Here is a 20487-nt window from a genome sequence, read left to right as displayed (position 1 = left end):
TGCGGTGGCCGATCTTTCCGGGCTGCGCGCACGGCTCGACGCCGTTGCCGAACATCTGCTGATCCGTGACGCCGCACGCCTGCGTGCGCAGCTGTCGCGTGCGCGGCCGCAACGCTTCGACACCGCCCGTTTCGAACGCGATCTGCAGCAGGCGCAGTTACGCGCGGAGAACCGACGGCGCCTGCTGCCCGAGACAATCGCGTTTCCCGAAGAGCTGCCGGTGGTACAGGCGCGCGAGGAATTGCTGGAGGCGATCCGCGCGCACCAGGTCATCGTCGTCTGCGGCGAGACCGGATCCGGCAAGACCACGCAGCTGCCGAAGCTGTGCCTGGAACTGGGACGCGGCACGCGCGGCCTGATCGGACACACGCAGCCCCGGCGGCTCGCCGCGCGCAGTGTTGCCAGCCGCATCGCCAGCGAACTGCAGACGCGCATCGGCGAGCTGGTCGGCTACGAGACACGCTTCGACCGCCGCGTGTCGGAACGCTCGCTGATCAAGCTGATGACGGACGGCATCCTGCTTGCCGAGCTGGGTCGCGATCATCTGCTGAGCGCCTACGACACCATCATCATCGACGAGGCGCACGAGCGCAGTCTGAACATCGACTTCCTGCTCGGCTGGCTGCGCCGCATCCTGCCGCAACGTCCGGACCTGAAAGTCATCGTGACGTCGGCAACGCTGGATCCGGAACGTCTGTCGAAGCACTTCGGCGGCGCACCGATCATCGAAGTCTCCGGCCGTACCTATCCGGTCGAAACGCGCTATCGCGAACCGGCCGATGACGGCGACAGCGAAAGTGCGATCGCCGATGCCGTCGCCGAACTGTGGCGCCACGGCCGCGGCGACATCCTGTGTTTCCTGCCGGGCGAACGCGAAATCCGTGACGCCGCCCGCGTACTCGGCGGACGTTACCCCCACGCTGAAGTACTGCCGCTGTATTCGCGGCTCGCCGCCGGCGCGCAGGATCAGGTGTTCAGTCCGGCCAAGGCGCCACGCATCGTGCTGGCTACCAACGTGGCCGAAACCTCGCTGACGGTGCCGGGCATCCGTTACGTGATCGATACCGGCACGGCGCGCATCAACCGCTACGCGCCGCGCACCGGTGTGCAGCAACTGCAGATCGAACCGGTATCGCAGGCGGCGGCGAACCAGCGCGCCGGCCGCTGCGGACGACTCGGCCCCGGCATCTGCATCCGGCTCTACGCCGAAGAGGATTTCGTCGCGCGCCCGGCGTTCACCGATCCGGAAATCCGCCGCGCCAATCTGGCCGGCGTGATCCTGCAGATGGCGACTCTGGGCCTGGGTCACGTCGACGACTTCCCCTGGGTCGACCCGCCGGACGGTCGCCACGTCAGCGAAGCGGTGCGGGTGCTGACGACCCTGGGCGCCTTCGACGAGTTCGGCGAGCTGACCGCACTGGGCCGCAAGCTCGGGCGTCTGCCATTGGACCCGCGTATCGCACGCATCGCGCTGGCCGGCGCTGGCACCGCCGCAGCCGATCCGGTGTTCGTGCTGGCGGCGGCGCTGTCGGTGCAGGACCCGCATGAGGTCCCGCCCGACGCGCAGGACGCCGCACGGCAGAAACACGCGCTGTGGCGTGACAAGAAATCCGATTTCCTGTCGTTGCTGAATCTGTGGCTGCGCTGGCAACAGTGGAGCGCGTCGTCGTCCAACCGCCAGCTGCGCCGTATGTGCCGCGATCACTTCGTATCGTTCCTGCGCATGGAGGAATGGGAAGCGGTGTACCGACAGGTCTGCGATGTGCTCGATCACGACCGCAAGGATCAGCAGCACCGCTGGACCCCGGAGTCGCTGGATTCGCTGTATGGACCGATCCATCAGGCCTTGCTGGCCGGGTTGATTGATCACATCGGGCAGAAGATGCCGGAAGCGCCCGAGTTCCAGGGGCCCAAGGGCCGGCGCTTCCGCCTGCATCCGGGCTCCGCGCTGCAGAAGAAACCGCCGCCCTGGGTCATGAGCGCGCAACTGGCACAGACCACGCGGCTGTATGCACGCACCAATGCCGCGGTGGAGCCGGCGTGGCTGGAGCAGGTCGGTGCGCATCTGGTCAAACGCGCACTGCTGCATCCCACCTGGAATCCGCTGCGCGGCGAAGTCAGCGCCACCGAGCACGTCACGCTGCTGGGACTGTCGCTGATCAAGCGCCAGCGTCACTACGGCTCGACCCATCCGGCCGAGGCCCGCGAGATCTTCATCCGCGAAGCGCTGGTCGGCGGCGAGATTCCGAAGAAGCCGCAGTTTCTCGAACACAACTTCCGTCTGATCGACGAGATCCGCGACAAGGAAATCCGCCTGCGGCGCCCGGACCTGCTGGCCGACGACGCCCAGATCCACGCCTGGTACGACGCCCGCATTCCCGTCGACATCTGCACCACCGCCGCGTTGAAACGCTGGCTCGGCGGTCCGGAAGGCCGCAAGCACATTGCGGCGCTGACGATGCAGCCTGCCGACGCGCTGAAACCCGGCGCCTCAGCCGATGTCAGCGACGCGTTTCCGGATCATCTGGATATTGCGGGCGTGCGCATCGCGCTGTCGTACCACCACGACCCCGGTGCCGAACATGATGGCGTGACCTTCCACATTCCACTGGCGCAGGCGCATGCACTGCCCGCGGAACCGTTCGAGTGGCTGGTGCCGGGCCTGCTCGCGGCCAAGATCGAAGCCCTGATCCGCAGTCTGCCGAACAAACTGCGCCGGGCATTCACACCGGCCGCCGAATTCGCCAACGCCGCCAGCACACGGGTACAGCCCCCGCAAGGTGACCTGCTGACGCGGCTGTGCGAGGCGCTGCAGGCGATGACCGGAACTGCAGTCACGCCCGAAGACTTCGATCCCGAACGCATCGACGTGCATCTGAAACCGCGCTTCCAGCTCGAAGACGCGCGCGGCACCGTGCTTGGAACCGCCGACCGGCTGGAGGCGCTGCAGCAGCGTCACAGCGGCGCCGCGCGCAAGGCGCTGAATGCCGCGGCGGCGGTCGATCCGGTGCTGCAGCGCTGGAGCCGCGAACAGCTCAGCGACTGGGACTTCGACGATCTGCCGGAGCACGTCACGCTGGGCACCGGCGCGCGCGCCTGGCCGGCCCTGACCGTACGCGACGGTCGCATCGATCTACGCCTGTTCGAATCCGCCGCCGCCGCTGCCGCAGCACACGGCGCCGGCGTGCGTGCACTGCTGCTGGCGAAGCTGCCGGAACGGCTGCGCGATCTGGCCAAGAGCACGCGCAGCAAGCTGGCGCTGCTGGCGCCGGCGTTCGGGCTGGATGTCGAGGCTGTCAGCCTGGCGCTGGCGCTGCGCTGCGTCGATGCGGTGATGCAGCCGGCCATGATCCGTACCCGCGCGGATTTCCAGGCGGCGCTGGAAAAGCGCGGTGCATTGTCGATCGACGCACAGCAACGCCTCGACGACCTCAGCGGCTGGCTGGCCCGCGCACGCGAGCTGCGCGCCCGCATCAAGGCACTGGGCGAGCGCTGGCCATTGTCCACCGGCGATCTGCGCAATCAGCTCGACACGCTATTTGCCGAAGGTTTTGTCGGCGCCATTCCGGAGCCGCAGTGGTCGCGCATGGCGCTGTACCTGCGCGCGATCGACGTGCGGCTGGAACGCCTGAGCAACAAACCCGCGCGCGATGAGGACCTGACACGGCAAATCGCACCCTGGGTTGCGCGCCTGCCTGACCCCTTTCATGCGGCGCGCTGGATCGTCGAAGAATGGCGCATCGCGCTGTTCGCACAGGAATTGCGTGCGCAAAACGGGCCGTCCGCGGCCAAGGTTGAGGCCGCGCTGTCCGCTTGAGCGGTTGCCCGCCGCCGCCGCGCCGCCGACAATTTCCGAACGCCCGATCTGAGCCCCCTGATGATTCGTACCGAAGACCGCCTGATTGCCGCCCTGGACGTACCGACCGCCGATGCCGCGCGTGCATTGGTCGGACGCATCGGCGACGGCGTGAGCTTCTACAAGATCGGCATGGAACTGCTGATGGCGCCGGGCTTCTTCGAGCTGCTCGAGTGGCTGCGCGGCGAACAGAAAAAAGTGTTCGTGGACCTGAAGTTCTTCGACATTCCCGAAACGGTGGCGCGCGCGGTACGTAACCTCGCCGAGCGCGGCGCCGATTTCTGCACCGTGCACGGCAACCAGTCGATCATGGAAGCCGCCGCCGCGGCCAAGTCCGGCTCGCTGAAAGTGCTCGCGGTCACCGCGCTGACCAGCCTGGACCAGGGCGACATCGAAGACCTCGGTTTTCAGTGCGATGTCGCCGAGCTGGTGCTGTCGCGCGCACGCCGCGCTTTGCAGGCCGGCTGCGATGGCGTGGTGTCGTCGGGGCTCGAAGTCGAGCGCCTGCGGCGCGAGGCGCCGCGCGAACTGATTTGCGTGACACCGGGCATCCGCCCGGTGGAAAACCGCGTCGAAGCGGATCAGAAACGCATCATGACGCCGACGGCCGCAATTGCCGCCGGTGCCGACTATCTGGTGATCGGCCGGCCGATTCGCGACGCGGCCGACCCGCGCGCGATGGCGCAGACGATCCAGGCTGAGATTGCCGCCGCGGTTCAGATCCGCGCCGGTCACAAGGATTAAGGTACGCCCATGGCTCTCGACAACGATCTGTTTCTGCGCGCGCTGAAGCGTCAGCGCGTTGAACGCACTCCGGTGTGGATGATGCGTCAGGCCGGCCGCTACCTGCCCGAATACCGCGCCTCGCGTGCCAAGGCCGGCGACTTCATGTCGCTGTGCCGCAATCCGGAACTGTGCTGCGAAGTGACCCTGCAGCCGCTGGATCGCTACGGCCTGGATACCGCGATCCTGTTCTCCGACATCCTGACGATCCCCGACGCGATGGGCCTGGGCCTGCGCTTCGTCGAAGGTGAAGGTCCGGTGTTCGATCGCCCGGTACGCGACGCGCACGCGATCGAGGCCCTGGGCGTGCCGGACCCCGAAGGCGAACTGCGCTACGTGATGGACGCGGTGCGCACCATCCGTTCCGCGCTGGGCTCGCGGCTGCCGCTGATCGGTTTCTCCGGCAGCCCGTGGACGCTGGCGACCTACATGGTCGAAGGCGCCGGCGGCTCGGACTTCACGCTGATCAAGCGCATGGCCTACGACGCGCCGGAAATGCTCGACAGCCTGCTGGCGAAACTCTCGGCCTCGGTCAGCCTGTATCTGGAAGCGCAGGTCGCCGCCGGCGCCGACGCACTGATGGTGTTCGACACCTGGGGCGGCGTGCTGGCGCCGGCCGACTACATGCAGTTTTCGCTGGAGCCGATGTCGCGCATCGTCCAGCACCTGAAGCGTGTTGCGCCAGACGTCCCGGTGATCCTGTTCACCAAGAATGGCGGCCAGCATCTGGAAGCGATGGCCGAAACCGGCTGCGACGCGCTGGGCGTCGACTGGACCATTGATCTCGCCACCGCACGGGCGCGCGTCGGTGATCGCGTGGCATTGCAGGGCAATCTGGACCCGACGATCCTGCTGGCGGAGCCGGCGCGCATCGAAGCGGCGGTTTCTCGCGTACTGGAGTCATACGGGCCCGGCAACGGGCACGTGTTCAATCTGGGACATGGCATCCTGCAGCAGACGCCGCCGGAGCACGCGGCGGTGATGATTGAAGCGGTCAGAGCATTGAGTCCGAAGTACCACAACGAATAATCCAGCGGCCCGCAGCGCGGGCATGAAGAGGTCAGGCGATGTTTTCCGTCATCTTCCCTCCGATCGTCGTCGGCGCCATCACTGCGCTCGCAGTGCTGGCGATCACGATTGCCGCGTTCCTGCTGCTGCTGCCGGGCATTGCGCTCAAGCCGATTCCACTGCCGTCGCTGCAGCGCGCCTGCAGCCGCTACTGCGTGTGGATCGCGACCAACTGGGTCGCCTACCTGAAGCTGATCTTCCGCCTGCTGCACGCGGTGCAATGGGAGATCGACGTGCGCACGCCGCTGCAGGCCAATCGCAACTATCTGCTGATCGCCAATCACCAGTCCTGGGCCGACATCCTGCTGCTGTTCGACGTGTTTCACGGGCGCACACCGTTTCCGCGCTTCTTCCTGAAGTGGGAACTGATCTATGTGCCGATCATCGGCCTGGCGTGCTGGGCGATGGACTTTCCGTTCATGCGCCGGCACAGCCAGCAGGCGCTCGCGGAGCATCCGGAACTGCGCACGCAGGATCTCGACACCACGCGCCGCGCCTGCGAGCTGTACCGGACCGAGCCGGTGACGGTGGTGAACTTCCTCGAAGGCACGCGCTTCAGCGAAGCCAAGCGCGTCGCTCGGCAGTCGCCGTTCCGGCATCTGCTGCGGCCCAAGGCCGGCGGCATGAGCTTTACGCTGAATGCGATGGGCGATCAGTTTGCCGGCGTCATTGACGTCACCATCGGCTACCGGGCGACCAACAAGCCGCTGCTGTGGAGCTTCTGCTGCGGTGAGCAGGATCAGCTGTCGGTGCATATCGACGTCCTGCCGATCCCGCAGGAACTGCTGAGCGGCGACTACGAGACCGATCCCGAATACCGGCATCGCTTCCAGCAATGGATCAACAGCATCTGGCTGCGCAAGGATGCGCGGCTCGAGCGCATGCACAACACGCGCCCGGCATTGCAGGCGCAGCGGCCCGCACACGGCTGAGATTCCCCGGCGGCGCGAGACCGCCGCGCGTCAATGCACCGGCGGCGGGACGCGCCGGGCCCAGTAGCGTGCCAGCAGGCCACCAGTCAGTAGCTGCCACACGCCCCACCACGCGACCACCAGCGCCATGCCGCCGAGCTGCTGGAAGTAGGTGAAGATCAGGGTCAGCCCCAGCGCGGTGTTGTGGATGCCGGTCTCGAACACGATCGCGCGGCCATCGCGCGGCGTGGTGCGCGCCAGTCGCGAAATCGTCGCGCCGGTCCCCAGCGCCAGCAAGTTGTGCACCAGCACCAGCAGGAAGATCGTGGTCAGCGCCTGCCAGAACAGCGCGTAGTTGGCGGCGACCGCGAGCACCACGAACATGAAGAACGCGACCAGACCGAACTGTTTCAGCGGATGACGCAGACGCGCGGCCAGTGCCGGCCGTGCGCTTTTCAGACCCATGCCGCAGATCAACGGCAGCAACAGCGCGAGGCCGATGGTCAATGCCAGCTCGCTGTACGGCACCTGCACCTGACGCAGCGCCGAACGCGTTTCCGGATTCAAGCCGCCCAGCACGCCGAACACCAGCGGGGTGGTCAGCGGTGACACCAGACTCGACGCCGTGGTCATCGCCATCGACAGCACGGTGCGGCCATGTGCCCAGTGCGTCAGTACGTTGGACATGTTTCCGCCGGGGCAGGCCGCGGTCATCATCAGACCCAGTGCGATGCTCGGCGTCGGATCGGCGATCTGCACCAGCGCGAAGGTCAGCAGCGGCAGCGCCACCATCTGTGACAGCAGACCGATGAACACCGCGCGCGGCTTGCGCAGCAGATGGCGGAAATCGGCGAACGACAGTTCCAGCGCGACGCCGAACACGATGATCGCCAGGATGAGCTGCAAGCCCAGCACCGCGCCGGGACTGAACTGCAGCTGCATCTGGTCGATTGCGTTCATGGTCCCGGCGGCATCAGGTCGGCAGATGAATCACGGAGGCGCGACCGCTGGCGATCTCGCGTTCCCCGCACCGCAGAACGAAGCTGTACATCCAGCCGCCGGCGTTGGCGACCAGCCGCTGCGCCTCGCAGGTCAGCAGGTCGGGCAGGTTCTCCAGCCATTCGACCTTCAGCTGCAGATCGCGCACCGCGGCCAGCACACCCGGCTGCGCACCACCACCGGCGCTGCGGGCCATCCAGCCGCCGTGCACCGCCATGGCCTGCGCGCCGTACTCGAGCAGATGCAGCGCCGCCAGGCGACCCTCGCGGCGCAAGGGATTCTGCGGATCGCGGTGGCTGTCGGTCGTCAGCCGCACACGCTGGTCGTCAGCCTCCCACAGTGCATGCCACAGGCACATGCTGCCGGCGTGCGGAATCAACGATGCAATGGCCGCCCGATCGAGCAGCGGCGTCACGTAAAGACCTCGACCTGCAGATTGCGCCCGCCCGAGCCCGGCAGCACCACGCGCCCGGACTGGCCTGCGGCCAGCAGCCGCAGCAGCGGCAGTGCGCGCAAGGCGGGATTGCCGCGCCGGTGAACCTCCAGCGCAGCGTCGTCGAGTTGGGTCTCCGCGTCCTCGCTCTGCACGATGCCCAGCCGCGCCACGGAACCGCTGACGCCGTCCGGTGACAGCAGCAGCGCGCAGCTGGCGGCGGCGCCCAGCGGGCGCGCGGCATACAGCGGTTGCGGCGCCGGCACATCGAAGCTGACCAGCAGGGTCGGATGATTCTGCGTCACCGTCTGTACGGCGGCCTCCAGCAGGCCCAGCGCAAACGAGCCGTCATACCCGGCCAGCGTCGTTGACGGTGCGCGGCAGCCGGTGGCGATGCCCCAGTAGCCGGCGGCGGCGTTGTGCACCGAGTTGTGGAAGTCGGTGGGCGACACCGCCTTGTTCGGTTGCGCCAGCGCGGCGCAGATGCGGTGCAGGATGGCCATGTCGCCGTCCGAGCCGGCGAACACCGTGGCCAGCTGTGACGGATCGCGTTCGCCAACGGCATCCTCGGCCGCACGGAAGGCCTGACGCACCGCCGGGGTCGCACGGCGACGCTCGTTCGGCGGCAGCAGGCGCGGCGCATACGGCGGCAATTCGGCGGGAACGAAGGCGGCGCGCCCGGCCAGCACTTCGCGCCCATGGACCCAGTCCGGCAGGCCCGGCGCAGCCAGGCCAATGGCGGTCAGGTGGACCGAAATCATGCGCGGCGCCCGAACAGCAGGCTGGCGTTGTTGCCACCGAAGCCGAAAGAATTGGACAGCACGGTGGCGACCGGTCCTTCGATACCGTCCAGCAGCACCTTGCCACGCAGCGCCGGATCGAGCTGCCGCGTGTTCAAGCTCGGCGGACGAAAGCCGTGTTCGATCGCCAGCAGGCTGAACACCGCCTCGACGATGCCGGCCGCGCCAAGCGTGTGCCCGGTATATCCCTTGGTCGAGCTGGCCGGCGTCCCGGTGCCGAGCACCGCGCACAGCGCCTGGTCCTCGGAGGCGTCGTTGGCCTGGGTTCCGGTGCCATGCAGATTGACGTAGTCGATCTGCGCCGGCTGCAGGCCCGCGCGGGTCAGAGCATCGCGCATCGCCTGCGCGGCACCGTGGCCCTGCGGATCGGGCGTGGACATGTGATACGCATCGGACGATTCACCGTAGCCGAGCAACGCGAGGTCAGCACCGGGTTCGCCGGCATCCAGCAGCGCGAAGCCCGCGGCCTCGCCGATCGAAATGCCGTTGCGCTGGGCATCAGCCGGACGGCAGATGTCGGCGGACACCAGCTGCAGTGAGTTGAAGCCATGCAGGGTGGTCAGGCACAGGCTGTCGGCGCCGCCGATGACGGCGGCATCGCAAATGCCGGCACTCATCGCGCGTTGTGCCGCGGCGAAGACCTTGGCGCTGGACGAACACGCGGTACAGATCGCCATCGCCAGGCTGTCCAGTCCTAGGCACAGGCGCACGAATTCGGCGGCGGCCTGGGGATTGTGCGTGGTGCGATGAATGAAGCTGGCCGGCAGATGCGGCGGGTCACCTTGCTGGTGCCGGTACGCCAGTTCGGTGCTGTGCACGCCCGAGGTACTGGTGCCGATGAAGACGCCGATGCGATCGGCGCCATGCCGCGCCACTGCCGCAGCAACCGCCTCGCGGAAACCATCCTGCGCCAGCGCCAGCGCTGACAGCCGGTTGTTGCGGCATTCCCACTCGGCCCATTGTGGCGGCAACGGCGTATCCAGCCCGTCGACGGCGCCGATCCAGCAGTCCAGGGTCGACGCGTCGAAACGCTGCCGCCGCAGACCCGTGCGCTGCGCGCGCAGCGCATCCAGCTGTGCCGCACGACCGGCACCCAGTGCGGTCGTGGCGGTATACGCGCGGATCGGCACCGGCGCCATCATTGCGACTGTTCTCCCCAGAAGTCGTAGAAGTTGGCCCAATTGTACGGCGCCGATTGCAGATGGGCCTGCAGCCGATTGGCGTAGGCCTGCGCATACGCCTGTGCCGAGGCGGCACGGTCGCGCCGATCAAGGCTGACCCGCTCGGCCAGTCCCTCAATGTAGGCATCGTACTGACCGTTGCCGCGGTACAGACCCAGCCCCATCACCACCGGCACCTTCAGGGCACTGGCGATGACCCACGGCGCCAGCGGCAGCTGCGCGGTGGCACCGAACAGTTCGACGCCGACCGTGGGTTCACCCGCGCGCGCACGGTCGGCCATCAGGCAGACCAGATCGCCGCGCTCCAGCGCAGCCTTCATCTTCAGCACCAGGTCCGGGCCGCGCGCCGAAGCGTCGATGATGCGCGCGGCAATCTCCGGGTTCAGCCGCTCCAGCAGGGTGGAGTACATGCGTCCATGCGCACGATCCATCACCACGCTCAGCGGCAGGCGATGCTCGACCGAGCCCTCGACCCGGATCGTTTCAAAGCTGCCGACATGCGCCAGCAACACCACGCAGCCGCCGCTGCCACGGGTCAAGGCATAGCCTGCGGCATCGCGATGAACCTGCACGCGTATCGCATTGGACACACCGGCAAGCAGGAACACGCGATCGAGTGCGCAGATGCCGAAGGTATGAAAGTGCCGCCACAGATCACGCAGGCTCGGGGCGCGGCCCAGCACCCGACGCAGGTAGGCACGCGAGGCACGCCGCTGCTCGCGCGCGGTCAACAGGAAGTAGGCCACGCTGGGCCACAGGATCAGGCGGGCGACCGAACGTCCGAGATAGCGCGCGATCGTCACCAGCAGCTGCAGCATGAACCCGCTGGCGCGCTCATTCTGGCGCTCCCAGTCGGCGCTCATGGCGATGCGAACTGCAGACTGCCCTGGACTGCGATCGCGCCGTCGATTTCGATCCGGAACGCGATGCGTCCGCCCGCACCGGGCTGCAGCACGATCTCGAACGGCTGTTCCGGCATGACAGGCTGCAGGAACTTGATCATCGGCAGCGCCAGCAGCACGCCCGGTGCCAGGGCCTGCTGCGCCGCCACGCGCACTGCGTCCAGCAGCACCACGCCGGGCACGATCGGATGCCCCGGAAAATGCCCCGGCAGACTCGGGTGGTCCGCGCCGATACGGTCGCTGATGCGCATCTCAGCCACGCAGCAACTCCAGCAGGGCGGAACGCGGCAGCTTGCCGACTGCATTGCGCGGCAGCGCCGCAACCTTGCGCAGCGGGCGCGGCAGAAACACGGCGTCGACCTGGGTCGCCAGCGCCGCCAGGATGGCGGCCTCGTCCATGTCCGGCGCCACCACCAGTGCCGCCGGACGCCCGTCGATCTGGTCCGGTTCGGGCACGATCACGATCGCGTCTTCCACCCCCGGAACCGCCAGCAGACGCTGGGTCAGATCAGCGGCGGAGATGCGACGGCCCGCAACCTTGATCAGATCGGCGCTGCGCCCGAGCAACCGGATGCGACCATCGGCCATGCATTCGATGCGGTCGGACAGGCGAATCGGCTGCGGCAGATACGGCGCACTGACTTCAGCGCCATCCTCCACGCTGGCAAAACGCACGTCCGGCAATGGCGTCCATGCGGTGTCCTCGGCGGTGCGCCGGCTGGCAATCGCACCGCTTTCGGTGCTGCCGTAGATCTCCAGCACCGGCGCGGCAAAGCGGGCTTCGGCGGCAGCGGCCAGAGGCGGCGCCAGCGGTGCAGTGGCCGATACGATCCGCGCCAGCGGCGGCAGCTGCACATCCGCCGCCAGCAATGCGCGCAAATGCACCGGCGTGGTCACCAGCACACGTGGGGCCGCCACCGATTCCAGCGCCGCGCGCACGTCGGCGGGGAACAGCGGCCGCGCATCGAGACAGGCGCAGTCGCTGAACAGGGGCAGCAGGATCGTGGTTTCCAGGCCGAACACATGCTGTGGCGGCACCGTGGCCACCAGCTGCGCGGCAACCAGACCGTCGAGCACGCGCTGCGCCAGACGCTGCGAGCTTGCCGCCAGCGTGCCCCAGGTCTTGGCATGGGCCTGCGGTGCGCCGGTGCTGCCGGAAGTGAACGCCACCACCGCGACCTGCGCGGGATCCAGCGTGACCGGGGCGGCTGAACCGGTGTTGTCAGTGATGGCACCCGGGTCAGGCGCTCGGCAGCACTGCAGCGCGCCGAGGTCTGGCAAGGTCTCGTCCGCGACCACGACCGCGGCGACGTGTGCCGCGGCCACGTCGCGTACGACATTGGCGCTGGGGCTCCACGGCAGCAGCGACGGCCGGCCGCAGATCGCGCCGGCCACCAGCGTCAGCGCAAAACTGCGGCGCGCCGCACACAGATTGACGATTGGACCGGTGGCCGGCAGCTGCTGTGCGAACTGTCGGGCGGCCGCATGAAAATCTGCACGATCGCCCGCGCCGGACCCGACCGCGAACAGACGTTCGGCACTCGACAGCGGCAGCGACACCGGCATTACCGCATGCTCCGGAAGCGATGCGCCTGTCCAATCAGCTTGCGCAGGTAGCCGATGAAGCCGTCGCGGTCATGCTCGGGAAAACGCCAGCGGCGGTAGGCATATTCTCCGGCGAAGATTGCGCCCATCCACAGGTAGTTGATCAGGTTGGTGAACAGGGACCATACCGTACGGGGTCCGGTCACACTCAGCACCAGCGCGATGACGAACATGGCCGCCAGATTCATCGCCCACAGCTGCGTCACCTGACGCGTGTGCCGCAGCAGCGGGGGTGACAGTTCGCCGTGTATGGCTACCGCCATCTGCGTCACCAGCGGCGTGCGCCCGGACGCCAGCGACTGCGCGAAACCGCTGAACGCCAGCGCCAGCAGGGCCAGCGGCGGCACGTACAGTGCGTAGATGCCGCCGCCGCTGGCCATCAGTGCGGCAGTGACCGCTGCAAACAGCAGCCACAGCACCCAGATCGCGATGCGGAGTTGTGACAAAAGATTGAAAAATATCGCGGCAAACAGCGCCTGCAGGGCCAGCCACTGCAGCGGGCGCTGTTCGAACAGCACGCCGAGATGGACCAGCAGCGGATAGCTCAGGAACAGCGCCAGCATCAGCACGCGCCGCGGAGCCATCAGGATTGATCGATCGGAATCGTTCAGTGCACGGCCGACGAACGCTGGGCGTCGACGTATGCGGACAAAGTGCGCAGCGATGCAAACGCGCGCTTGGTGTCTTCGCTGTCGGCCTTCAGTTCAACGCCATACTTCTGCTGCACCGCGAGCGCGATTTCCAGCGCGTCGATCGAATCCAGCCCCCAGCCGGCGGCGTGATCGCCGAACAGCGGCGCTTCGGGATCGATGGATTCCGGCGCACGGTCTTCAAGATTCAGCGCCTGCACCAGCAAAACCGCCAGCTCGCGTTCCGCGTCGGTTTGTCCCGCCATGTCATCCCCCAAGAATCGTCGACTGCATGCTGCCGCCGGTGCTCCCTGCACCGAGTGCCTTGCGCCGCAGATGCCAAGCAGCGCACGCAATGGGCGCTGCAAAGCGGTCTAGAATGTGCGGGCAGGGCCGCCCATCCAACGCGGCAAGCGCCATCGCGGTATTAGAACAAATTCCATGCAGCAGCACACCGAACATCGTGCCCAGGATTCCAGCGCGCGCGCCGACATCGGCCTGCCGCCGCGCCCCTATGGGCTACGTGTTGTCGAGCACCTGCCGGAGTCGCTCGGCGACGACGTGCTGTTCTGTGTCAGCCACGGCCCCGCGCCGACCGGGACCGACCCACGCTATGTTCAGGTGCAGCTCGACGCCCTGCGCGGCCCCGCGGTCGAGCTATGGACCAGCCCCACGCCAGTACGCCATGGCGTTGATCAGAACATCCGCTTTGCCGAAAACGGCCAGGTGCTGTTCGGACAGATTCACCTGAACGAAGCCCAACTCGCGGACATCGATCGCGAGGTATTTCACACCTATGCGCTGCTCGACGGTTTCCTGCAGCGCCACGGCTATCCGGCGTGGCTGCGGGTGTGGAATTTTATGGCGCAGATCCATGCCCAAGCCCGTGAGGGCGACGCCGATCAGGAGCGTTATCGTCAGTTCGTGCTCGGCCGCTACAAGGCACTGGCACTGAAACCGGGATTCGAACGTGAACTGCCGGCAGCGACCGCGATCGGCACCCATGGCGATGGTCTGACGATCTATTTCCTGGCCGCGCGCACACCGGGTACGCAGATCGAGAATCCGCGGCAGGTCAGCGCCTTCCACTATCCGCGCGAATACGGACCGAAGAGCCCCAGCTTCTCGCGGGCGATGTATCTGCCGTGGGCAGACGGCCCCGAGCTGCTGGTGTCCGGAACGGCCAGCGTCGTCGGACACCGGACGCTGCACACGGGCCATCCGGCGCGCCAGCTCGACGAAACCCTGGCCAATATCGACAGTCTGCTGCAGCAGGCCACGGCGCCGCAGGGTCTGGCCGACGCTCGCCTGTGGCAACCGCAGCAAATCAAGCTGTATCTGCGCGATCCGCAGCTGCTGGACGCGGTCTGGCCACAGATCGAACGCGCGTTTCCGCCTGCGGTTGCAGTGACGGCGCTGCATGGCGACGTCTGTCGCAGCGATCTGAGCCTGGAGATCGAAGCGCTGTACCGTTACACCGGCGCACGCGCATGAGCGTCGACGCCGCCCCGAATGTGAGCGCGGGCGGCTGGCTCGACACGCGCTGGCGCCAGTTCGCCACCGGTTTCTGTTTCACGGTGTTCGGCCTCGGCGGTATCGTGTTCGGCCTGACGCTGTTTCCGCTGGTGTGCCTGCCGGCACGCAATCGCGAGACCGCGAAACGCCGTGCACAGTGGATCGTGCATCGCTGGTTCCGCCTGTTTTCGCAGTTGATGCGCGCGGTCGGCGTGATCTCCTGGGAAATCCATGGGGCGGAAAAGCTGCGGACGCGCGGACAGATGATCATCGCCAACCACCCGACGCTGATCGACGTGGTGCTGCTGATCGGCTACATCCCGCAGGTCGATTGCATCGTCAAGCAGGCGCTGTTCCGCAACCCGTTCACGCGCCTGCCGATCCAATGGGCCGGCTATATCAGCAATGGTGGCGGCAACGGCGCATCGCCGACCCAGCTGATTGACGACTGCACCGCCACGCTGAAAGCCGGCAACTCACTGCTGATTTTTCCGGAAGGCACGCGCTCGGTCCCCGGCCGGCCGCTGCAGATCCCGCACGGCACCGCGCGCATTGCTCTGGAGTCCGGTGCACCGATCCTGCCGGTGACGATCACTTGCGAACCCATCATGCTGACCAAGAACACGCCGTGGTACCGGGTGCCGCCGCGGCCGGGGCATTTCTGCATCACCGTCGGCGAGCCCTATACCGCAACGCACTATCTCGACAACGGCACCGGCATGGCGATCGCGGCGCGGCGGCTGACGCGTGACTGGACGCACGCTTTCAGCGGCAAAATCGAGCACTGAACCCGCTGCGGCACTTGCGACGCAGTAGTGCGGACCGCGACAATTGGCGTTTCAGGGGGAGCCGCAACGGCCGGCTTCCGGGGATCGCCGTCTACGAGAGTCCGTCAGGGCCAGATTGAACACCATGTCCACACCCACCCAAGCGGAAATTTTCGAGCAGATCAAAGTTCTGCTGGTCGAGCTGTTCGAGACCGATCCCGCCAAGATTACGCTCGAAGCCAAGCTGTACGAGGATCTGGAAATCGACAGCATCGATGCGATTGACCTGATCCTGAAGCTGAAAGATTACACCGGCAAGAAGGTGCGTCCGGAAGATTTCAAGCACGTGCGCAGCGTCAACGATGTGGTGGTGGCCGTCGAATCGCTGTTCGCGGCTGTGCCGGCCACGCCGTCGAGTCCGCAGTAAAGCCCGCCAGCCGATGCCTGCGCTCGAACCGCGGGTGATCTCTGTCGAGCGCGTCGACGGCGCGGTCGAGCTTGCGTTGAATGTGCCCGCCAGCCTGGCGTGTTTCCCCGATCACTTTCCCAACTATCCGATGCTGCCCGGGGTCTTGCAGATCGGCTGGGCGGTCGATGCCGCGCGACGTGAATTCGCGGTGAGCGGAGCCGCCCGCCGCATCGTCGGGCTGAAATTCATGCAGCCGATCCGGCCCGGTGCCGACATCGCGCTGCGCCTGGAACGCATGGCCCCCGGAGAAATCCGCTTCAGCTATCGCTGCGGCGACACCGGCTGTTCCAGCGGTCGCCTGCAGTTCGGCGCGTGCGGAACCGATGCCTCCGGTGTTTAAGCCCTGCATCGTCGTTCCTGTCTACGACCACGCCGATGCCATCGCAACGGCCGTCGCCGGCCTCAAACCGCATGGCGTGCCGGCCTATCTGGTCGATGACGGCTCGCATGCCGCCTGCGCGCAGGCACTGGATGCCGTTGCCGCCGCCGAGGCCGACTGGGTCACCCTGATCCGGCTGAGCCCGAATCAGGGCAAGGGCGCTGCGGTCATGGCCGGCTTCGAAGCGGCGAGCGCCGCCGGCTACAGTCACGCACTGCAGATCGATGCCGACGGCCAGCACGATCCGGAAGCAATCCCCGCGCTGCTGGATCTGGCGCGGAGCCATCCGCAGGCGCTGATCACCGGCATCCCGATCTACGACGCCAGCGTTCCACGCTCGCGTCTGTATGGCCGCTATGTCACCCACGTCTGGGTCTGGATCAACACCCTGTCGCTGCGCATCCGTGACTCCATGCTCGGCTTTCGGGTTTACCCGCTGGCGCCTGCGCTGCAGGTCTGGCGCAGCCAGCATGTCGGCCGCCGCATGGACTTCGATACCGAAATCATGGTGCGGATGTTCTGGGACGGCGTCGATGTGATCTCGCTGCCGACACGGGTGACCTATCCGCTCGATGGCGTTTCGCATTTCGATCTGTGGCGCGACAACCTGCGCATCTCGCAGATGCACGCGCGCTTGTTCGTCGGCATGCTGTGGCGCCTGCCGCGGCTGTTGTTGCGGCGCCTGGGCTTTGCCGCCCGCCCGCTGGAGTCCTCCCGATAGACGCCACCCCGCCGCTGCCCAGCCACGTGATCGCACTGCGCATTCCATTCAACGACTGCGACCCGCTGGGTGTGGTCTGGCACGGCAACTACGCGCGCTATTTCGAAGTCGCCCGCGCCGAGCTGATGGAGACGATCGACTACAGCTATCAGCAGATGCTGGACTCCGGCTACGCCTGGCCGGTGATTGATCTGCACGTGCGTTACGTCAAGGCGATTCGTTGCGGCCAGCGCATTTGCGTCCGTGCCAGCATCAGCGAATGGGAGTACCGGTTGAAGGTGGTCTACGAAGTCACCGACGCCGACAGCGGCGAGCGCCTGTCGAAAGGACACACGATCCAGGTCGCGGTGACGATGCCGGAGTTCGAGATGCAGCTGAACTCGCCGGACATCCTGGTGCAGAAGCTCGGCATTCGATGAAACGTCTGCTTCGCTCACTGGCGTTGATCGGGTGTCTGCTGCTGCAGATGCCGGCGCACAGCGCTGCACCGGAACCGGCTGCCGACGTGTTCGCGCATCCGGCCACGATCACGGCATTGCGGGTTGCGCTCACGCCGGCAACGCGCCCGCTGCAGGGCGCGCAATCGATCCGCGGCGCCTATCGGCAGCAGAAGCAGCTGCACGAACTGCCCAGACCGCTGTCGTCCTCGGGACGTTTTCTGTTTCTGCGTGACACCGGCATCGCCTGGACCACCATCGAACCGTTTGCATCGGAACTGGTGATCACGCGCGAACACCTGATTCAGCGCGAAGGCGACAACGAAGTCCTGGTTTCGGCGGCGCAGCAGCCGGCGCTGCAGATGGTTGCCGAGATCTTCTTCGCCGTGTTCTCACTGGATTTCGACACGCTCGAATCCCTGTTCGATCTCTACGGCGGCGCCAACGCCGACGGCAGCTGGTCTCTGGGCCTGCGGCCGAAGCAGGCCGCCGGCAGTGTTGTCGGCATTCAGATCAACGGGGCGGCACAGGTCGAACAGGTGCTGCTGACCGAGTCCAGCGGCGACCTTACGCGGATCGACCTGCAGCAGGTGCAGATCTCGCAGGATGCACCGGACGCAGCCGATCGCGCGCTGTTCTCAAGCCCACCCAAGCACCCCTAATGAGCAAGCCGTCCGCTCCGATGCTGCGCTTCGGGCTGTGGCTGACGGCGGTGCTGGCGTTGCTCGCCAGTTCTGGAATCTGGCTGCTGCCGCAGCTGCGCATTGAAACCGACATCACCGCGATGCTGCCGCAGACCGCGCCGGATGCCGTGGTCGAACAGTCCCTGGACCGCTTTGCTGCCGCCGCCGGACGGCGCAACGTCTATCTGATCGAAGCCGATGCGTTTGCATCGGCACGCGCCGCCGCCGCTGCGTTTACCGCGGCGCTGCGCCAGTCCCCCGCCTTTGTCGAGGTCGAGTTCGAACGCGGCCTCGACGCCAAAGCGCTGGATGCCGTGCTGGGCCCGTATCGGCATACCCTGCTGGCCGACGCCGATCGCGCGGCGCTGGCCTCCGGCCATGCGCAGGCCCTGGCCGATACAGCACTGCGCGCGCTGTATTCCCCGGCCGGGCTGATGCGCGCACGCCCGTTCGGCGAGGATCCCCTGAATCTCTACGGCGACTATCTGCAGAGTCTGGTCGCCGCCCCCGGGGCCCTGCAGCTGCGCGACGGCGTTCTGGCCAGCACCCTAGACGGCCGTGTCAGTGTGATGGTCACCGCCACGCTCAAGGACAGCCCGTTTGCACTCGGCGCCCAGACCGGCGCCAGCGCCGCAGTCGCCGCGGCCAGCGCGGCGGCAAGATCTGCCGCGGCGGAGGTGCGGGTCTACAACTCGGGCGTATTGCAGCATGCCGTCGCCAACAGCGAACGCGCCAAACGCGAGATCAGTGTTTTCGGCAGTCTCTCTTTGCTTGGCGTGATCCTGGTGTGCCTGTACTGCTTCGGCTCATTGCGTCCGCTGGCACTGGTGCTGATGACGCTGGCCGTCGGCACGCTGGCTTCGATCAGCGCCGTGCAGTGGCTGTTCGGCCAAATCCATCTGCTGGCGCTGGTGTTCGGCTCCAGCCTGATCGGGGTCGCAGTCGACTACGCGATTCATTTTTTCAGCGACCGCTTTCGTGGCGTGCGCCCCTGGTCCGGCCAGATAGCCGTCGACCATGTCGGCACCGCAATCCTGGTGGGCATGCTGACGACCTCGCTGGGCTATCTGGCGCTGATCGTGCCGCCGTTTCCGGGGCTGCGGCAGATGGCTGTATTCAGCGTCGTCGGCGTGCTCAGCGCCGGATTGACGGCCTTGCTGGCATTCCCGCTGCTGGCCGGACACAGCGTACGCCCGCCCCCGGTCGCGCTGGCCGCCGCGGCGCGCTGGCTGTCGCTGCGACGGCCGCCGCAGGGACGCAGTGCCGCGCTCGCGGCGCTGCTGCTGATCGGCGCCGCCGCGTTCGGCCTCAGCCGCCTCAGCTTCGTCGACGATGTACGCGCGCTGCAGTCCTCACCCGCGCCGCTGCTGGCGCAGGAAGCGGCGGTGCAGCAACGCCTGGGCGGCGGCACCGACACACGCTTCTTTCTGGTCGAAGGCAGCGATACCGAAGCGTTATTGCAACACGAGGAGCAACTGCGGACGCGGCTGGATCGCCTGGTCGCCGATCAGCAGCTGGCCGGCTATCTGGCACTGTCGCGCGCGGTGCCGTCAGCGGCGCGCCAGCGCCAGAATCGCGCCCTGCTCGCAACCGAGGTTTACGGCGACAACGGCGTGCTGCGCCCGCTGCTGGCCGGGCTCGGCTACGCCGACGACAGCTATCAACGTCTGCAAGCGGATTTTGCCGCGGCCGATGACCGCATCCTGAGCTTGCCGCAGTGGCTGGACAGCGCGCTGGCCGGACCGTATCGCGGCCTCTGGGTCGGCACCACTGATCGCGGTGTCGCCAGCGTGGTCGCGCTGATCGGGGTGCGCGACCTCGACACCCTGCGCGCCACCGCCGCGGGGCTGGATTCCGCGCGGCTGATTGATCGCGTCGCCGATATCTCGACGGTGCTGGCGCACTATCGACGCATCGCACTGTTTGGCCTGGCGGCCGCACTGCTGGCGATTGCCGTGGTCGTGGCGCTGCGCTACGGCCTGCGCGCCTGTCCGCGCCTGCTGCTGGCGCCGGTCGGCGGCTGCGTGCTGACGCTTGCGACCCTCGGATTGCTCGGCATTCCCGGCAATCTGTTCACGGTGCTGGCGCTGTTGCTGGTGCTCGGCCTGGGCGTCGACTACACGGTGTTCCTGCGCGAAGGCGCCGCAAGCCGGCAGGTCACGATCATGGCGATCTCCGCTGCCGCGGTGACCACCGTGCTGGCCTTTGGAACCCTGTCGGCGTCGGCGACACCTTTCATCCGCAGCCTCGGGCTGGCCGCGCTGCTGGGCGTCGCCTACACCTGGCTGATTGCCATCGCACTGAGCGCCGCGCCACAACCGCGCGTGCCACAATGAGTTTCTTCAGGAG

The 20487-nt window shown here is 67.0% G+C and carries 21 protein-coding genes; 12 read left to right on the top strand and 9 right to left on the bottom strand.

The genetic code is table 11. The annotated features are described in order from the left end of the window. Nucleotides 1-4: 4 nt before the first annotated feature. The 4 genes from hrpA to E4T66_RS16570 are packed head-to-tail and all read left to right on the top strand — an operon-like array spanning nt 5 to nt 6639. Nucleotides 5-3817, top strand: coding sequence for an ATP-dependent RNA helicase HrpA (gene hrpA, locus E4T66_RS16585; protein ID WP_169577674.1), 3813 nt, complete (start codon nt 5-7; stop codon nt 3815-3817). 60 nt (nt 3818-3877) lie between these two features. Beyond that, entirely contained in the window at nt 3878-4600 is a 723-nt protein-coding gene (gene pyrF / locus E4T66_RS16580) for an orotidine-5'-phosphate decarboxylase (protein ID WP_136850262.1), read from the top strand. A gap of 9 nt (nt 4601-4609) precedes the next feature. Continuing rightward, nucleotides 4610-5668, top strand: coding sequence for a uroporphyrinogen decarboxylase (hemE, locus tag E4T66_RS16575; RefSeq protein WP_136850260.1), 1059 nt, complete (start codon nt 4610-4612; stop codon nt 5666-5668). 38 nt (nt 5669-5706) lie between these two features. Further along, nucleotides 5707-6639, top strand: coding sequence for an acyltransferase (locus E4T66_RS16570; RefSeq protein WP_136850258.1), 933 nt, complete (start codon nt 5707-5709; stop codon nt 6637-6639). A 30-nt stretch (nt 6640-6669) separates the two neighbouring features. On the opposite strand, the gene E4T66_RS16565 is transcribed toward E4T66_RS16570, so the two are convergent. The 9 genes from E4T66_RS16565 to E4T66_RS16525 are packed head-to-tail and all read right to left on the bottom strand — an operon-like array spanning nt 6670 to nt 13433. Further along, nucleotides 6670-7578: a bile acid:sodium symporter family protein gene (locus E4T66_RS16565; RefSeq protein WP_136850256.1), complete on the bottom strand. Its 909-nt coding sequence runs from the start codon at nt 7576-7578 to the stop codon at nt 6670-6672. A gap of 13 nt (nt 7579-7591) precedes the next feature. Then, complete coding sequence (locus tag E4T66_RS16560; RefSeq protein WP_136850492.1) at nt 7592-8023, bottom strand: hotdog family protein; 432 nt, start codon at nt 8021-8023, stop codon at nt 7592-7594. Between the two features lie 5 nt (nt 8024-8028). Continuing rightward, nucleotides 8029-8811: a beta-ketoacyl synthase chain length factor gene (locus E4T66_RS16555; RefSeq protein ID WP_136850254.1), complete on the bottom strand. Its 783-nt coding sequence runs from the start codon at nt 8809-8811 to the stop codon at nt 8029-8031. Beyond that, entirely contained in the window at nt 8808-9992 is a 1185-nt protein-coding gene (locus E4T66_RS16550) for a beta-ketoacyl-[acyl-carrier-protein] synthase family protein (protein WP_248679768.1), read from the bottom strand. The genes E4T66_RS16555 and E4T66_RS16550 overlap by 4 nt, the downstream gene beginning before the upstream one ends. Further along, nucleotides 9989-10894: a lipid A biosynthesis acyltransferase gene (locus tag E4T66_RS16545; RefSeq protein WP_136850252.1), complete on the bottom strand. Its 906-nt coding sequence runs from the start codon at nt 10892-10894 to the stop codon at nt 9989-9991. The genes E4T66_RS16550 and E4T66_RS16545 overlap by 4 nt, the downstream gene beginning before the upstream one ends. Beyond that, nucleotides 10891-11184, bottom strand: coding sequence for a hypothetical protein (locus tag E4T66_RS16540; protein WP_136850488.1), 294 nt, complete (start codon nt 11182-11184; stop codon nt 10891-10893). The genes E4T66_RS16545 and E4T66_RS16540 overlap by 4 nt, the downstream gene beginning before the upstream one ends. Before the next feature lies 1 nt (nt 11185). Then, nucleotides 11186-12499, bottom strand: coding sequence for an AMP-binding protein (locus E4T66_RS16535; protein ID WP_136850250.1), 1314 nt, complete (start codon nt 12497-12499; stop codon nt 11186-11188). Then, on the bottom strand, nt 12499-13122 hold the full coding sequence (locus E4T66_RS16530) for a COG4648 family protein (protein ID WP_136850247.1): 624 nt from the start codon (nt 13120-13122) through the stop codon (nt 12499-12501). The genes E4T66_RS16535 and E4T66_RS16530 overlap by 1 nt, the downstream gene beginning before the upstream one ends. Before the next feature lie 23 nt (nt 13123-13145). After that, entirely contained in the window at nt 13146-13433 is a 288-nt protein-coding gene (locus tag E4T66_RS16525) for a phosphopantetheine-binding protein (RefSeq protein WP_136850245.1), read from the bottom strand. A gap of 175 nt (nt 13434-13608) precedes the next feature. On the opposite strand from E4T66_RS16525, the gene E4T66_RS16520 reads away from it, so the two are divergent. The 8 genes from E4T66_RS16520 to E4T66_RS16485 all read left to right on the top strand — a co-directional run bounded on the left by E4T66_RS16520 (nt 13609) and on the right by E4T66_RS16485 (nt 20474). Beyond that, nucleotides 13609-14661 carry a chorismate transformation FkbO/Hyg5 family protein gene (locus E4T66_RS16520; RefSeq protein WP_136850243.1) on the top strand — a complete coding sequence of 351 codons (1053 nt, stop codon included), beginning with the start codon at nt 13609-13611 and terminating at the stop codon, nt 14659-14661. Further along, nucleotides 14658-15470, top strand: a complete 813-nt coding sequence (locus E4T66_RS16515; RefSeq protein WP_136850241.1) for a lysophospholipid acyltransferase family protein — start codon at nt 14658-14660, stop codon at nt 15468-15470. Before E4T66_RS16520 ends, E4T66_RS16515 begins: the two co-directional genes overlap by 4 nt. 124 nt (nt 15471-15594) lie before the next feature. Next, complete coding sequence (locus E4T66_RS16510) at nt 15595-15876, top strand: acyl carrier protein (protein ID WP_136850239.1); 282 nt, start codon at nt 15595-15597, stop codon at nt 15874-15876. A 13-nt stretch (nt 15877-15889) separates the two neighbouring features. Continuing rightward, a complete protein-coding gene (locus tag E4T66_RS16505) occupies nt 15890-16258 on the top strand; it encodes an ApeI family dehydratase (RefSeq protein ID WP_136850237.1) in 369 nt (122 codons plus the stop codon). Continuing rightward, nucleotides 16242-17018, top strand: coding sequence for a glycosyltransferase family 2 protein (locus E4T66_RS16500; RefSeq protein ID WP_136850235.1), 777 nt, complete (start codon nt 16242-16244; stop codon nt 17016-17018). The genes E4T66_RS16505 and E4T66_RS16500 overlap by 17 nt, the downstream gene beginning before the upstream one ends. Nucleotides 17019-17044: 26 nt before the next feature. Beyond that, complete coding sequence (locus E4T66_RS16495) at nt 17045-17437, top strand: acyl-CoA thioesterase (protein ID WP_248679766.1); 393 nt, start codon at nt 17045-17047, stop codon at nt 17435-17437. Next, on the top strand, nt 17434-18117 hold the full coding sequence (locus E4T66_RS16490; RefSeq protein ID WP_136850233.1) for an outer membrane lipoprotein carrier protein LolA: 684 nt from the start codon (nt 17434-17436) through the stop codon (nt 18115-18117). Before E4T66_RS16495 ends, E4T66_RS16490 begins: the two co-directional genes overlap by 4 nt. Then, entirely contained in the window at nt 18117-20474 is a 2358-nt protein-coding gene (locus E4T66_RS16485; protein ID WP_136850231.1) for an MMPL family transporter, read from the top strand. The genes E4T66_RS16490 and E4T66_RS16485 overlap by 1 nt, the downstream gene beginning before the upstream one ends. Nucleotides 20475-20487: the final 13 nt, after the last annotated feature.

The sequence above is a fragment of the Sinimarinibacterium arenosum genome (assembly GCF_005047655.1).
Classification (GTDB): Bacteria; Pseudomonadota; Gammaproteobacteria; order Nevskiales; family Nevskiaceae; genus Solimonas.
Note: the sequence above shows the minus strand (reverse complement) of the source record. Positions and strands in the feature narration are given on the sequence as shown.